Source organism: Microbacterium sp., from assembly GCF_031179285.1.
Lineage (GTDB): Bacteria > Actinomycetota > Actinomycetes > Actinomycetales > Microbacteriaceae > Microbacterium.
In genome coordinates this window covers 48,248-62,629 of the sequence record NZ_JAPSHY010000013.1, presented here as the reverse complement: position 1 = coordinate 62,629, position 14,382 = coordinate 48,248, and the positions used below count along the sequence as shown (strand labels likewise).

General features: G+C 66.6%; 11 protein-coding genes, 1 tRNA gene and 1 pseudogene. 10 read left to right on the top strand and 3 right to left on the bottom strand.

Annotated features, from left to right (window positions below; translation table 11 throughout):
- Positions 1-91: 91 nt before the first annotated feature.
- The 4 genes from RIN18_RS10125 to rhaS are packed head-to-tail and all read left to right on the top strand — an operon-like array spanning position 92 to position 4,792.
- Positions 92-1,627 (top strand): sugar ABC transporter ATP-binding protein, encoded by a 1,536-nt coding sequence (locus tag RIN18_RS10125; RefSeq protein WP_309103846.1) that lies wholly within the window; start codon positions 92-94, stop codon positions 1,625-1,627.
- Positions 1,624-2,646, top strand: a complete 1,023-nt coding sequence (locus RIN18_RS10120) for an ABC transporter permease (protein WP_309103845.1) — start codon at positions 1,624-1,626, stop codon at positions 2,644-2,646. The genes RIN18_RS10125 and RIN18_RS10120 overlap by 4 nt, the downstream gene beginning before the upstream one ends.
- The gene (locus RIN18_RS10115) at positions 2,643-3,695 is read left to right on the top strand and encodes an ABC transporter permease (protein ID WP_309103844.1); all 1,053 of its coding nucleotides are present in this window, start codon (positions 2,643-2,645) and stop codon (positions 3,693-3,695) included. Before RIN18_RS10120 ends, RIN18_RS10115 begins: the two co-directional genes overlap by 4 nt.
- Positions 3,696-3,748: 53 nt before the next feature.
- Complete coding sequence (gene rhaS / locus RIN18_RS10110) at positions 3,749-4,792, top strand: rhamnose ABC transporter substrate-binding protein (protein ID WP_309103843.1); 1,044 nt, start codon at positions 3,749-3,751, stop codon at positions 4,790-4,792.
- Positions 4,793-4,872: 80 nt separating this feature from the next.
- Here rhaS and RIN18_RS10105 read toward each other — a convergent pair whose 3' ends face one another.
- The gene (locus RIN18_RS10105; RefSeq protein WP_309103842.1) at positions 4,873-6,108 is read right to left on the bottom strand and encodes a hypothetical protein; all 1,236 of its coding nucleotides are present in this window, start codon (positions 6,106-6,108) and stop codon (positions 4,873-4,875) included.
- Positions 6,109-6,215: 107 nt separating this feature from the next.
- Between RIN18_RS10105 and RIN18_RS10100 the strand changes: the two genes are divergently transcribed.
- From RIN18_RS10100 to RIN18_RS10080, 5 genes are all read left to right on the top strand, one after another.
- Positions 6,216-6,304 (top strand) — tRNA-Ser (locus RIN18_RS10100).
- Between the two features lie 336 nt (positions 6,305-6,640).
- Positions 6,641-8,353, top strand: a complete 1,713-nt coding sequence (locus RIN18_RS10095) for a GAF domain-containing protein (protein WP_309103841.1) — start codon at positions 6,641-6,643, stop codon at positions 8,351-8,353.
- On the top strand, positions 8,350-9,015 hold the full coding sequence (locus tag RIN18_RS10090; RefSeq protein WP_309103840.1) for a response regulator transcription factor: 666 nt from the start codon (positions 8,350-8,352) through the stop codon (positions 9,013-9,015). The genes RIN18_RS10095 and RIN18_RS10090 overlap by 4 nt, the downstream gene beginning before the upstream one ends.
- A gap of 164 nt (positions 9,016-9,179) precedes the next feature.
- Entirely contained in the window at positions 9,180-9,782 is a 603-nt protein-coding gene (locus RIN18_RS10085; protein WP_309103839.1) for a hypothetical protein, read from the top strand.
- Positions 9,783-9,809: 27 nt separating this feature from the next.
- On the top strand, positions 9,810-12,101 hold the full coding sequence (locus RIN18_RS10080) for a S26 family signal peptidase (RefSeq protein WP_309103838.1): 2,292 nt from the start codon (positions 9,810-9,812) through the stop codon (positions 12,099-12,101).
- Positions 12,102-12,126: 25 nt separating this feature from the next.
- On the opposite strand, the gene RIN18_RS10075 is transcribed toward RIN18_RS10080, so the two are convergent.
- Entirely contained in the window at positions 12,127-12,738 is a 612-nt protein-coding gene (locus tag RIN18_RS10075) for a TetR family transcriptional regulator C-terminal domain-containing protein (protein WP_309103837.1), read from the bottom strand.
- A gap of 68 nt (positions 12,739-12,806) precedes the next feature.
- Between RIN18_RS10075 and RIN18_RS10070 the strand changes: the two genes are divergently transcribed.
- A complete protein-coding gene (locus RIN18_RS10070; protein WP_309103836.1) occupies positions 12,807-13,382 on the top strand; it encodes a DUF1992 domain-containing protein in 576 nt (191 codons plus the stop codon).
- Between the two features lie 83 nt (positions 13,383-13,465).
- Here RIN18_RS10070 and RIN18_RS10065 read toward each other — a convergent pair.
- A pseudogene (locus RIN18_RS10065) lies at positions 13,466-14,382 on the bottom strand (hypothetical protein); the annotation flags it as partial.

Sequence of the window (14,382 nt, the reverse complement as noted above, 5' to 3'; positions counted from 1 at the left end):
GGGCGTTGTTTCATACACTAGCTTGAAACCTACTTGAATCGATTCATGTCGATTCATATCCGAACCGAACCAGAACCTCAACGGAGAGGACGTGCCTGTGCCCGTCGAGACCGACAATCAGAGTCCCGCTCCGGCGGCTCTCGAACTGCAACGCGTCGTCAAGGCGTTCGGTCCGGTCATCGCGCTCCGGTCGGGCAGTCTCACCCTGCGACCGGGTTCGATCCACGCGCTCATCGGAGAGAACGGCGCCGGTAAGTCGACGCTCGTGAAGATCATGGCGGGGCTCTACCGGCGAGACAGCGGAGACTTCCATCTGCACGGTGAACCCGTCGACTTCACCAGCACCGCCCAGTCCAAGGCCGCCGGCATCGCGGTGATCTATCAGGAACCGACGCTGTTCCCCGATCTCTCGGTCACCGAGAACATCTTCATGGGCAGGCAGCCGACGAAGGCCTTCGGGCGCATCGACCGCAAGGGCATGCGTGACGAGGTCGAGCAGATCTTCCGACGTCTCGGCGTGCCGCTGGATCCGGACCGCATCACCGAGGGGCTGTCGATCGCGGATCAGCAGATCATCGAGATCGCCAAGGCCATCTCGCTCGACGCCAGCGTGCTCATCATGGACGAGCCGACCGCCGCGCTCAGCGGGGTCGAGGTCGATCGGCTGTTCGCCGTCGCTCGGAGCCTGCGCGACGAAGGCCGCGCCGTGCTGTTCATCTCACACCGCTTCGACGAGGTGTTCGCGCTCTGCGACACCGTTACCGTCATGCGCGACGGCGCCTACATCAGCACCACCGAGATCGCCGAGACGACCGTCGACGAACTGGTGCGCCAGATGGTCGGCCGCGACGTCACCGAGCTGTTTCCCAAGCAGACCGTTCCGATCGGAGCGCCGCTGCTCGAGGTGGCGGGCCTCACGAGCCCCGGCGTCTTCCACGACATCTCCTTCACCGTGCGCGCGGGCGAGATCGTCGCCCTCGCGGGACTCGTGGGGGCCGGACGCAGCGAGGTCGCGCGCGCGATCTTCGGAGTCGATGCCTATCGCGAAGGCGAGGTACGCATGCTTGGGGACACGGTCGTTCGCAACAGCCCCACCGCCGCGATGCGGGCAGGCCTCGCGCTCGTTCCCGAGGACCGGCGCAAGCAGGGACTCGTGATCGATGCGGGTGTCGGCAGCAACATCACGATGGCGATCCGCTCTCAGCTCGCGAAGTTCGGGCTCCTCACGACCGGCATGCAGAACGGTGCCGCTAAGGAATGGGCGAGCCGGCTGGAGGTGAAGACGCACGCGCTCGACACCGTCGCCTCGACGCTCTCCGGTGGAAATCAGCAGAAGGTCGTCCTTGCGAAGTGGCTCGCCAGGAACCCGCGCGTACTCATCATCGACGAGCCCACCCGCGGGATCGACGTCGGCACGAAGGCGGAGGTTCACCGGCTGCTCTCGCAACTCGCCGGCGAGGGGATGGGCATCCTGATGATCTCATCGGAGCTTCCCGAGGTGCTTGGAATGGCCGACCGGGTGCTCGTCATGCGCGAGGGGCGCGTCACAGCAGAGATCGACCGTTCCGACGCCACCAGCGAGAACGTCATGTTCGCAGCGACACACGCAACGGAGCTCCACTCGTGACCAGCACCTCACTCACACGGCCGGCCCTGCGCACGAATCTCGGCGGCGTCGGCAAGGCGCGTGAGTTCGGCATCCTCATCGCCCTCGCGCTCGTCGTGGTCGTCGCGACGGCGAAGAACCCGAACTTCCTGTTCAGCGCCGACGGATGGCGCGACCTCCTGCTCACGCCGTCGATCCTCGTGCTGGTCGCCGTCGGTCAGGCGATCGTCATCATCACGCGCAACGTCGATCTCTCGGTCGGTTCGGTGATGGGGTTGACCGCCTACCTCACCGGACGCCTCTTCATCGACATCCCCGGCATCCCGATCATCGTCGTCGTGCTCGCCGCCGTGGTGTTCGGTGGCCTTCTCGGGCTCCTCAACGGCGCGCTGGTGGCGTTCGCCCGAGTGCCCGCGATGGTGATCACCCTGGGGACGCTTTACGCCTACCGCGGTATCAACGTCCTGTGGGCCGGAAGCGACAGGGTCAACGCGTCCGACATGCCCAAGGACTTCCTGCAGCTGGGCACCGCCCAGGTCGTCGGCATACCCGTGCTCGCGATCGTCGCGCTGATCATGCTCGCCGCGGCCGCGTGGTACATGCGCAACACCCGGGGCGGTCGCGAGTACTACGCCATCGGCTCCGACCCCGCCGCTGCCGAGCTGTACGGGTTGCGGGTGATCCGCCGGGTGCTGTCCGCCTTCGTCCTCTCCGGCGCGCTCGCCGGTCTCGCCGGAGTCTTCTACGCGGCGCGCTACGGGTCGGTGAGTTCGCAGGCCGGCAGCGGCTGGGAGCTCGACGCCGTCGGCGCGGCCGTGATCGGCGGTATCGCGATCACCGGCGGTGTCGGCTCGGTGTGGGGAGCGGCGATCGGCGCGATGCTGCTCATGACCATCAACCGGGCGCTGCCCATCCTCGGTATCCAGGACTTCTGGCAGCGTGCCGTCGTCGGCGCACTGATCATCGGAGCCATCGTGCTCGACCGCGTGCTCGCGGTGCGACAGAAACGGCGACTCATCGAGGCGAGGGACCAATCATGACCGCGACAACCGGCACTGCCACGATCCGTGTCATCCAGGATCACGACCGTCCACTCTGGCGGCGCCTGCTGATCAACCGCGAGATGGCGATCGTCGCCCTCCTGGCGCTCGTCGTCATCGTCTCGCTTGCGACGGTGAGGGGCTTCGCACAGCCGATCACGGTGAACTACCTGCTCCTGGATGTGGCCCCGATCCTGCTCATCGCCCTGCCCATGGCGCTGATCATGGTCACCGGCGAGATCGATCTCTCCGTCGGGAGCATGGTGGGTCTCGCGAGCGTCGTCACCGGCGTGCTCACGCAGGCCGGTGCCCCGTTCGAGCTGGCAGCCCTCGCCGCCCTCACGGTCGGTCTCGTCGGCGGGGCCGCGAACGGCTTCCTCGTCACGGTCGTCGGGCTTCCCTCGCTCGCGGTGACGATCGGCACGCTCGCGCTGTTCAGGGGTCTCGCCGTTGGCCTCCTCGGCACGACTGCGGTGACGGACTTCCCCGAGGAGTGGACGGCCCTGGCGAAGGCCAAGATCGCCGGAACCACGATCCCGTACATCGTCATCCCCTTCCTCATCCTGCTGGTGATCTTCGCCGTGCTGCTGCACTTCACGCCCTTCGGCCGGGGGATCTACGCCATCGGTCTGTCGAAAGACGCCGCGCGCTTCTCCGGCGTGCATGTCGAGAGGACGAAGTTCATCCTGTTCGTGCTCGCCGGTGTTGTCTCGGCGTTCGCGGGCATCTTCTACACGCTCCGTTTCGGCAGCGCGCGGGGCGACAATGCCACCGGCCTCGAACTGCAGGTCATCGCCGCCGTCGTGCTGGGCGGTGTGTCGGTCTTCGGGGGCAGAGGCCAACTGCACGGCGTCATCGCCGCCGTTCTGCTGATCGGCGTTCTCGGAAGCTCGCTGCGACTCGCGAACGTCACCAGCGACGTCATCAACATCATCACCGGTGGCCTGCTCATCGCCTCCGTCGTGGCCGCCAGCCTTCTCGCCTGGGTCCAGCGACTTCGGGCGAAGGCGGGCCCACGACCCCGTATCGCAGCCTCGCCGACCACCTGAGGCAGCTGTCACCGCCGGCACCCGTCAGCGGCAGTCCCACGAAAGGAAGAACAATGAAGTTTGCACACACACGCGTCAGGGCATTCGCGGCAGTCGCCGTCGCCGCGGCACTGGCACTGAGCGGATGCGCCGACACCGGCGGCGGCACCGACGGTGACGGCGGCGGATCCGAAGGCGGCTCCGGCAACCTCGCGATCACGTTCCTGCCCAAGAACCTCGGAAACCCCTACTTCGACACCTCCAGCAAGGGTGGCGAGGCGGCCGTCGAGGCGCTCGGCGGAACCTTCTCCGAGGTCGGTCCGGCGGAGGCGACCCCCGACGCTCAGGTCAGCTACATCAACACGGCCACGCAGCAGGGCGTCGGCGCGCTGGTCGTCTCCGCGAACGATCCGCAGGCGATCTGCGACGCGCTGAACGAGGCGCGCGACGCCGGCGTGAAGGTCGTCACCTTCGACTCGGACACCGATCCCGAGTGCCGCGACCTGTTCATCAACCAGGCAGACTCCGAAGGCATCGCCAAGGTCCAGGTCGACCTCATCGCCGAGCAGATCGCCGGAGCGGGCGAGATCGCCGTGCTTTCGGCCTCGGCCAATGCCACCAACCAGAACGCCTGGATCGCGCTGATGGAGGAGTACGTCGCGAGCGAGTACCCCGACATCACGCTCGTCGAGACGGTGTACGGCGACGACGACGACCAGACGTCCTTCGACAAGACGGCAGCACTGCTGCAGACGCACCCGAACCTGAAGGGCATCATCTCGCCCACGACGGTCGGTATCGCTGCGGCCGCCCGCTACCTGTCCACCTCGGACTACAAGGGCGCGGTGGCACTGACCGGTCTCGGCACGCCGAACCAGATGCGCGAGTACGTCGAAGACGGCACCGTCACCTCATTCGCGCTGTGGAACCCGGAGGACCTCGGCTACCTCGCCGCATACGCGGCTGCCGCTCTCATCCAGGGCGACATCACCGGTGAAGAGGGCGACACCTTCGACGCGGGCGATCTCGGTGAGTACGAAGTCGGTGCCGACGGCGCCGTGCTCCTCGGCGACCCGTTCGTCTTCACCGCCGAGAACATCGGCGAGTTCGACTTCTGAGTCTCGCCGGACAGACGAAGCGCCCGGGTGGTTCCCATCGCCCGGGCGCTTCGTCGTGTCACGCGGTTGCGTGGTGACGGTCAGCTCGGCACACCCCACCGCTCGCCGGCGCGCAGCGCGATCCGCTCCGCCGTCACGCGCGCGTCGCGGCGAGACGCCCGCCAGCAGATGACGCTCGCCCCGATCAGAGCGCCGGTGAGGATGAGCAGAATCGTCAGCAATGGCCGCATGCTGAGCTCGATGAACGCGCCGATCGAGAGTGCTGCGGCGATGACCGCGAGGACGCTGCTCGCATAGGCGAGCATCGTGGATGTCCGGCGCGCCCCGGTCGCATCGAACGCCAGGAACGGCGTCGCAAGGCCCCGCGACCTGTCCGCCGCACCGAACGCCTCCCATCGCGCGTCGGCGACCCGGCGAACCCGGCGCACCGCGACGTCAGCCGTGATCGCCCAGACGACGCTGCCCAGCGCGCCGAGGACGATCCCCGCGGCGGCGATGAGCCCCGCCGCCGGATGCTCGGGCGACCAACCGGCGAGGTTCATGGATTCGTCGAGAGCGAAGGTGAGGACCAGGGCCACCAGAACGGCGACCCCGGCGACGGCTGCGACGCCGCAGATGCGACGGATGCCGGCGAGCGGGCCCACCGCTTCACGGATCGCCTCGACAGCGTCGAGGTCGTCCGCCTGCAGCGCATGAGTCTCGACCGGCGCGGATCCCGCAGGGCCGGTGGCCGCGGCCGGTGCTGCGGGAGTGACGTCGCCGAGCAGTTCATCGATGTCACGGAGGATCGCCGCGCGACCGACGGCGACCGCTCGGCCGTTCGCCTGAAGCGCTGAATTGGCGCGCTGCTGTTCGGGGGAGAACCCTGCCGGTTCGGCGATGCTCGATGCCGAGACGAGTGTGCGCAGACGCCTGAGGGCATCGGGGGCGAGTCCGCGAAAGGGACGGCCGACCGCGATCAGCCGGAAGCGGCGGGCGTCTTCGAGGGCGAAGCGGTACGTGAGGTACGCCGCATTCCCGTTGGCGCTGACGCTGCGCGTGGCCGAGCGGACGGCGGCCGCCGGGTACTCGCGACCGCGGAGGCGGAGGGTGAGCGCCGCCGCATCGAAGCGGACGACAGGAAGGAATGCTGTCGAGATCGACCAGAGCGCTGCGAACCAGAGGGCCACGCCGAGGACGAGACCCGCCGGCCACGCGACGGGTGTCGATCCGAACAGCAGCCCCAGGGGACCGGCGGTGAGCAGGCCCAGCAGCAGGCACAGCGCCGCCGCAGCCCAGGGGGAGCCGGCCACGAGGGAAGAGTTGAGCGGACGCATCGCCCTATCCTCGCACTGCGCGTCGCCGCCCCTGGGGGCTGGTTCGTGCCTGCTCGCACGACCGGTTATGATGGCTACGTGCATCCGAGCTTTCGGGCCGGATGCCTGGAGACGTCGCATAGTCCGGCCTAGTGCACCACCCTGCTAAGGTGGAGTCCCCTTACGGGGACCAGGGGTTCAAATCCCCTCGTCTCCGCCGTGAAAGTCCCCGCTCAGGCGGGGATCTTTTGGTGCGGGGGTGCGGGGTCGATCCGGCGTGATTGTCGCCGCGAATCCAACTGATCTGACAACTCCGCGTCAGTTTTCGGGTGGGCGAGCGTCAGCGACCCAGCCCCGCAAGGCGATCGCCGGATGAGGTCGCTCGCGGAGATGCGTTCGATCGCGTCGGCGTTTCGTGCGCGCGTCTCGGTAGTCGTCGCACGGCGCTGCGTGGCGGGCTGGGCGTCGCGTCCGAGGCGGTGGGCTACACTGCACTAACGGAGCCCTAGACGAGGATGTTGCTCTGCATCGCGGTACGGAGGCGTAAGCCGATATGGCCGAAGACCACGCGTTCCGATTCCTTGACGATTCCCGCGGCGAGTTGGATCGCGCGCTGGATGAGGTGGTCAGTAAAGCGCGAACCGTGTTGGCCACGCAGGGCCGGTTGCGTTCGCTCCTGAAAGCCAACCAGGCGGTCGTCGAGCATCTGGAGCTTCCGGTCGTGCTGAGGCGGATCGTGGAGGCGGCTGTCGAACTCGTCGGGGCCCGGTACGGGGCTCTCGGAGTCGTCGCAGCGAACGGCACCCTCGAGCAGCTGGTCCATGTCGGAATGACCGACGAGGACGTGACAGCGATAGGCACCCTTCCCAGTGGGCACGGTCTGCTCGGCGCGCTGATCGACGATCCCCGGCCGATCCGACTCGACAATCGATCTGATGACCCGCGGTCCATCGAACTGCCGGCCGGTCATCCGCCCATGGACAGCTTCCTCGGCGTGCCGATCCGAGTACGTGATGAGGTCTTCGGGAATCTGTACCTCAGCAATAGCGCGGGAGGCTGTTTCACCGAGGAAGACGAACGCCTGGTCACTGCGCTGGCAGCCACGGCGGGGGTCGCCATCGAGAACGCCCGGCTGTTCGCGGAAGTCCGTCGCCGCCAGGCGTGGAGCTCCGCGTCCGCGGAGATCAACGCGACGCTGGTGTCGAGCGACGAGGCGAACTCCATCTCGACCTTGGCTGCCCGGGTTCTCGAACTCGCGGAGGCCGACCTTGTGTGGGTTCTGCTGCCGACGAATGACCCGGCGCAGTATCGCGTGGAGACTGCGCGCGGGGTCGATCATCTCGCGGTGCAGGGGAGCAGTATCCGGATTGCGGGCACCATCGTGGCGCACGTTCTGGAAGACCATCATCCGCACCTGATCGACGACGGCTCGGAGCATGAAGTCGGGTTGACAGGCAATACCACTGTCGGGCCCGTCATGGCGGTCCCGTTGATGGCAGGAGACTCCCCACAGGGGGTCCTGTATGTGGCTCGCACAGCGGGCCGTGCCCGTTTCGCGCCGTCCGATCTGGCGATGGCGGCAGATTTCGCCAGCCAAGCGAGTCTCGCCGTGGAACTCACCGCAGCCCGTGTCGACCGTCAACGGATGGTGCTTCTCGAAGAACGCGGACGAATCGCCCGGGACCTACACGACCATGTCATCCAACAGTTGTTCGCAACCGGCCTCGACCTGCAGAACATCGCCGGATCGGATGCGGCGTCTTCCGTCGCAGACCGAATCACGCAGTCGGTGAACAACCTCGATGCCGCGATCTCACAGGTCCGCACGGTGATCTATGCACTCACTCCTCCGGTCGGTGACCGGCGCGACACGATCCGAGACGGGATCATCGAACTGGCCAGCACGCTCGCGCCCGGACTCCCGCGCAGCCCGACTGTCACTTTCGCCGGCCCTGTTGATCTTGTCGTCACCGCGGGTCTCGCCGACGATGTGATCGCCGTCACCCGTGAAGCCCTGTCGAACGTCATCAAACACGCCAAAGCGCAACACGCTTCCGTGTCGTTGTCCGTCAATCAAGGATCGGTGTCTCTGGAGATCACCGATGACGGGTGCGGCGCGCGCGGAGCGGAGCGGCGCAGCGGCGTCGCGAATCTCGAACAGCGTGCCCGCCGACGCAACGGAGCTTTCACCTTCGAATCCGACGCGACCGGAACCCGGGTGCGCTGGATCGTCCCGCTCGGTCACGACGATCCGTTCGGCGCATGATCCGGACGTTCCTGGTCGACGATCACGAACTGGTGCGGCGCGGGATCGCCGAACTGTTGTCGACGCAGCCTGACATGGAAGTCGTGGGCGAGGCAAGCACGGCGGCGCAGGCCCGAGCGCGCATATTCGCGACGACTCCGGACGTCGTGATTCTCGATGTCAGGTTGCCGGACGGCAATGGGATCGACGTATGCCGTGACGCCAGGTCGACGTCCCCGAGTACTCGGTGCCTCATTCTCACCGCGTACGACGATGACGAGGCCATCTACGCGGCTGTGCTTGCGGGCGCAGCAGGTTATGTTCTGAAAGACATCCGCGGCAGCAGGCTCGTCGATTCGATCCGGTCGGTGGCGGCGGGGCGGTCGCTCCTCGATCCCGCCCTCACGAGTCGCGTGGTCGAACGCCTTCGCACACAACACTCGCGGGATCCTCGACTTGAGTCACTCGGCAGACGAGAGCAGCAGATACTCACGTTGATCGCGGAGGGTATGACCAACCGGCAGATAGGGGATTCCCTCTCCCTTGCCGAGAAGACCGTGAAGAACTACGTGTCGTCCCTGCTCAGCAAACTCGGTCTGCACAGAAGAACTCAAGCAGCCGTGCTCCACCTGGAATCTCGCGAACCTCTCGCCGGAACGGGTCCTGCACGCAGTGACACCTGAGGGATCCGCGGGGCGGACTCTTCCCCGTAGGACCTTCGGCACTGTCGCCGTCGACACGCGCGATGCAAGCTGAGGAGATGAAGGCCACAACCAAGTAATGGGCCGGTCCTTCATGCATCGAGGCCACTTTGAGCATCGGTGCCGCTTCGGAGGGGGAACTTCTCATGCAACAACCCACAGCGCGCACGCGTCGACTCGCCACACTCATCGTCGGTCCCACTGCGATCCTGCTGGCAGGACTCATGGTCTGGCAAGGATCTAACGCCGCGTTCACGGCGACCACTCGAAACACCGGCAGCAACTGGCAGACCGGGTCGGTGATCCTCTCCGACGACGACCTCGGTGCCGCGGCCTTCCGCATCGACGGAGTCACCCCCGGCCAAACGGGGTCGAAATGTCTCGTCGTCACCTCGCAGTCCACGGTTCCCGGGCAGGTCCGCACCTACGTGCAGAACCTCGGAGCCCAGGGGCTCGAGAACAACATCACGATTTCACTGCAGATCGGAACCGGCGGCAGCTTCGCGGATTGCACCGGATTCGTGCCCACCACCACCCTGCCGCCCCTCTCTCTCGCCACCATCGGTGCCGGTATCAACGATTACGCCACCGGTGTGCTGCCCTGGACTACCGCGGGAATCTCCGGCGAGACCACGGTCTATCGGGCGACCTGGACCTTCGACGTCACCACGCTGACCCAGGCGCAGATCGACGCGCTGCAAGGCAAATCGGTCAGCGTCGACGTCGTCTGGGAACTGCAGTCCTCCTAGGCGCTGCGGCGACCCGGAGACAGAGGAATGACGGGGCAACCTGCGGGGGAGGAGCCCCCGACTCGACGCGCAGTCGCGGTGGGCTGGGGGCTTCTCCTTGCGCGCCTGCTCGCCCACGGATACCTCCTGTTCCTCGTCGCGCTCGTCGGTTGCGCGATCGTCCCGACAACAGTCGGACTCACGGGAACCGTCGTGCAAAGCGGATCCATGATGCCCCACATCCGCACCGGCGACATCGTGCTCTCCCGCCCGTTGCCGGCACAGGCATCGACTCCTATGGGCCACGTCGTGACGTTCGCCGCCGCCCCCGGATCAGCGACCCTCGGCACCCGCTTGCACCGTATCGTCGGAAGCAACCCGGATGACTCGCTGATCACGGCCGGCGACGCCAACCGGGACATGGACAGCGCTCCACTTGAGCGCACCGACATCATCGCGGTCGCCACCCTCCTCATCCCGTGGATCGGCCTTCCCGCCTTCTGGCTACAACACGGACTCATCCTCCCGTTCGCCGGGTGGGTCGCTGTCACCCTGCTCGCGCTGATCATCGAGTTCCTCTCGACCCGCGATGAGAAGAAGGAAAGGCGCGGGCACGAACCGAAGCACGCTCGGCGATCGCCGCACCGCTCTCGCCTCCCGATCGGCGTCGCGCATGTACTGCCCATGTCAGCGCTGGTGCTGTGCGCCGCCATGGTCATCACAGCTCCCAGCACCCCCGCCGCCAGCGCAGCGTTCACGGCCACCACCGTCAACTCCTCAAGCAACTGGGTCGCCGCAGTGGTGCATACTCCCACCAAACTCGCGTTCACCACTAACCCATCGAGTTCGACCGGCGGCACAGCCTTTGCCTCCCAGCCCGCCGTCGCGATCCAAACCTCCAGCGGTGCCTCCACCACGAGCACCGCGCCCGTCACGCTGTCGATCACCACCCCCGCAGGTGCCACCCTCGCCTGTACCTCCAACCCTGTGGCCGCGGTCACGGGAAGGGCCCAGTTCACCGGCTGCAAGATCGACAAAGCCGGCACCTATCGGCTCACCGCGACATCGCCGGGCCTGGCCACAGCGACGAGCACGAGCTTCGCCGTCTCCGTCGGTCCAGCGAGCAGACTGGTGTTCGCCACCAGCCCCGGCAACACGGCTCGCAACACCGCCTTCAGTGCACAACCCGCCGTCGCCGTGCAGGACGCGGGCGGCAACATGGTCACCACCAGCGCCATTCCGATCACACTGTCGGTCGTGAGCGGCACGCTGACCTGCACGAGCAACCCGAAGAATGCGGTGGCAGGCGTGGCGACTTTCTCCGGATGCCGGATCGACCAGAGCGGCAGCAAGATGCTCACGGCACGCTCGGGCAGCTTGAGCGGAACGAGTTCCAGCTTCACCATCTTCTCCTCCGCCAGCAAACTCGCCTTCCTTACATCACCCACGGCATCTACCAGTGGCGTTCCCTTCGCGAGTCAACCTGTCGTCGCCATCCAAGACTCAGCCGGTTACACCACCGGCGGGACAAGTCCCATCACCCTCACCATCACCACACCAAGCGGGGCCACACTCGTGTGCAGCCCGAACCCCGTCGCAGCCGTCAACGGCACCGCCACATTCAACGGATGCACCATCGGCAAGGCCGGCACCTATACCCTGACCGCAACGACCACCGGCCTCAGCTCAGCAACGAGTACCGGCTTCACCATCACCGCCGGCCCGGCGACTCGGCTGAACTTCGCAGCATCCGCGTCGAACTCCGCAAGCTCGATCCCCTTCGCGACCCAACCTGTCGTCGTGATACTCGACGCCTTCGGCAACACCACCACCAGCACGGCCCCGATCGCCCTCGCCATCACGACGCCCGTCGGAACGAGCCTCGCCTGCACAAACAACCCCAAAGCCGCCGTCTCTGGCACCGCCACCTTCACGGGATGCCGCGTCGCCCGGGCGGGCACCTACACCCTGACGGCAACCGCCAGCGGTCTGAGCTCAGCCACCAGTGGCAGCTTCACCATCGTCGCCGGCACCGCCGCCAAGGTCACCATCACGACCTCACCCACCGATGCCGCTCGCGGCGTCTCGTTCTCAACCCAGCCCGCTGTCGCGATCCAAGATGCGGCGGGAAACCTCGTTTCCTCTTCGCTGTTCGTCGCTCTCACGATCACAGCCCCCACCGGTGGGGCAAACCTCGGCTGTTTCCTCAATCCCATCCTCACGCTCGGTGGAACCTGGGTTTTCAGCGGATGTCGAATCGACCGCGCAGGAACCTACACCCTGACCGCGGCGTCATCCGGCTTGGTCTCAGGTCACAGCACGACCTTCGTCGTCAACTGAACGGGTCGCCGTCGCGCGCGAGCAGCTAGTTTCGTCCCGACGCCGGGATGAAGAGTCGATCGAGGTGCTGGTCGATGGCGGCGAGTGCTGCTCGTGGTTCGATGACGCCGAGTTCGAGAAGCGGTCCGAAGCCGGTCAGCGCGAGAATGAGATCCGTTTCGATCATCGCGTCTCGGCCTGGAGGTATCTGGCCGTGGTCCATCGCTTGCCGGATCAGGTGCTCGACCATGGCCCGCCCGTCGCGGAGTCCGACGGCAACCTGCTGGTGCAGCGCGGGATTGTGCATCGCTTCGAGAACGTAGGCCGCGTTCATGCGGCTGGTCGCCCGAGCGTCAGGTCGTAGCGGGAGAAGCTCGGCAAGAACCGCTCGCAGCACGTCGCGAGGATGCGGAGGTTGGGCGAGCGCGGCCGTGCTCCTTGCGACGCGCTCTGCCGTCCGATCGGCGGCGAATTCGATTGCGAAGGTCAGCATCTCGGAGCGGGACGAGAAGTAGTGCTGCAGCTGGCCCAGCGAGACTCCCGCCTCGCGGGCAACCTCCCGCATGGTCGCCGCTGCCCAGCCCTGCCGGTCAACGATCGTCCACAGCGCCTGGGCTATGAACTCGCGTCGCTCAACGTGGTCGACCTGTTTCGGCATGCTGTCTCCCTGTATTCCAATACAAGTGACATAATACATGTGACCGGATAAGAACCGGAGGAGGCGCGATGACAGAGTCGGAATCAGTCCCGCCGATCGCGTTCTTCAACCCCGCAGCCATCGTCTTCGACACGGAGACGATGATCGCGTTGATCGCCGACATGCAGATACGCAAAGCGATCGAGCGCGGCGAGTTCGACGATCTGCCTGGCAGCGGCATGCCCCTCGACCTCTCTGATCACCATGACCCCGATTGGTGGCTCAAGCGCCTCGCGAAGCGTGAGGGACTCGTCATGCTGCCGCCGTCGATTCAACTCCGCAAAGAGGACGCCGCGCTGGACGAGCAGCTCGATCAGCTCTCGAGCGAGGCCGCCGTGCTCCGCGAGGTCGAGCAGTTCAACGAGCGGGTCATCCGTGCCCGTTACCAGCCCCCAGCGGGGCCGCCTCTGACCACCATGCCGCGTGACGTCGAGGCCACGGTGACCGCGTGGGCCGATCGCCGAGCGGCGCGCGCTGAGAAGGCTCGAAAGAGCGCCGAGGAACAGGCTCGGTCACGCCAGGAAGCGAACAGGAAGGACCGCAAACGCCGACGACTCTTCCGCGAGCGAACCCGGCGATCCTCGCGTCACGACGCTGAGCCGTGACGCGCCGGCGATACTGCCGTCGCTCCGAGGACACCGCGTGTGTCGCCGGTCCAGCTCAGAACGGGGCCGCTGAAACCGCGGCGTCAGGTCGTGACCGCCACGCTGAGGAGGCGTTTGGTCGCCCGGGTCTGCGCGACATAAAGGTCACGGAGACCGGCGTCGCCACGCGATCGGATGCCGTCGGGATCGACGATGATGACGGTGTCGAACTCGAGCCCGCGAGCGTCGGATGCGGCGACGATGGTGGCCTCGCCCTCGCTGATCGTCTCGGCCAGAACGCCGGCGCGTGCGGCGGTCGTGACGATGCCGATCAGCTCGCCGGGATGACTGCGCCGGGTCCGCGCGATCAGAGCGTCCAGCGCGGATGCGGCACCCTCTTCCGTCACCGTGACGACCGTGGGCTGCTCGCCGTGCCGAATAGAGCGGGAGAGGCGCTGTTCGGGAGCGATGCGGGCGAGCAGCGGCTCTGTCGCCTGCAGGATCTCGGCCGTGGTGCGGTAGTTCACGGTGAGGGTCTGATGCGCGAACTGCTCCTCGACGAAGGGGAAAAGCGCCTCGCCCCAGGCCTGGATCGTCGTGGTGGGCCCGGCCTGAGCGAGATCACCCACCACCGTCATCGAACGCTGCGGGCAGCGCCGCATCAGCGCCCGCCACTGCATCTCGGACAGCTGCTGAGCCTCATCGACCACGATGTGTCCGTAGACGATCTCCGGCGGGCCATCGATGAGGGCGCGCGCCTCGTCGAGAAGGGCGAGGTCCGAAGCGCTCCACCCGCTCGGATCGCCCTCGAGTCCCGCGAGATCCTCCGCTGAGACATCGGGGAATGCGGCAGCGAGTGCGTCGGCATCTCGCAGCAGATCCCGGACGGTGGCCTCGGCGCAGCCGAGCGGCTGTCGCCGCACTGGACCCACGGCCATGTCGAGGATTTCACCGATTACGAGCGCGACCTGACTATTTTCCTCGACGAGATCGTCCTGCCCGACACCCGCCTGCCCTTCTC

Coding starts and splice junctions, on each gene's coding strand:
- RIN18_RS10115 (WP_309103844.1), top strand. CDS start 2,643: ATGACCGCGACAACCGGCACTGCCACGATCCGTGTCATCCAGGATCAC.
- rhaS (WP_309103843.1), top strand. CDS start 3,749: ATGAAGTTTGCACACACACGCGTCAGGGCATTCGCGGCAGTCGCCGTC.
- RIN18_RS10105 (WP_309103842.1), bottom strand. CDS start 6,108: ATGCGTCCGCTCAACTCTTCCCTCGTGGCCGGCTCCCCCTGGGCTGCG.
- RIN18_RS10095 (WP_309103841.1), top strand. CDS start 6,641: ATGGCCGAAGACCACGCGTTCCGATTCCTTGACGATTCCCGCGGCGAG.
- RIN18_RS10090 (WP_309103840.1), top strand. CDS start 8,350: ATGATCCGGACGTTCCTGGTCGACGATCACGAACTGGTGCGGCGCGGG.
- RIN18_RS10085 (WP_309103839.1), top strand. CDS start 9,180: ATGCAACAACCCACAGCGCGCACGCGTCGACTCGCCACACTCATCGTC.
- RIN18_RS10080 (WP_309103838.1), top strand. CDS start 9,810: ATGACGGGGCAACCTGCGGGGGAGGAGCCCCCGACTCGACGCGCAGTC.
- RIN18_RS10075 (WP_309103837.1), bottom strand. CDS start 12,738: ATGCCGAAACAGGTCGACCACGTTGAGCGACGCGAGTTCATAGCCCAG.
- RIN18_RS10070 (WP_309103836.1), top strand. CDS start 12,807: ATGACAGAGTCGGAATCAGTCCCGCCGATCGCGTTCTTCAACCCCGCA.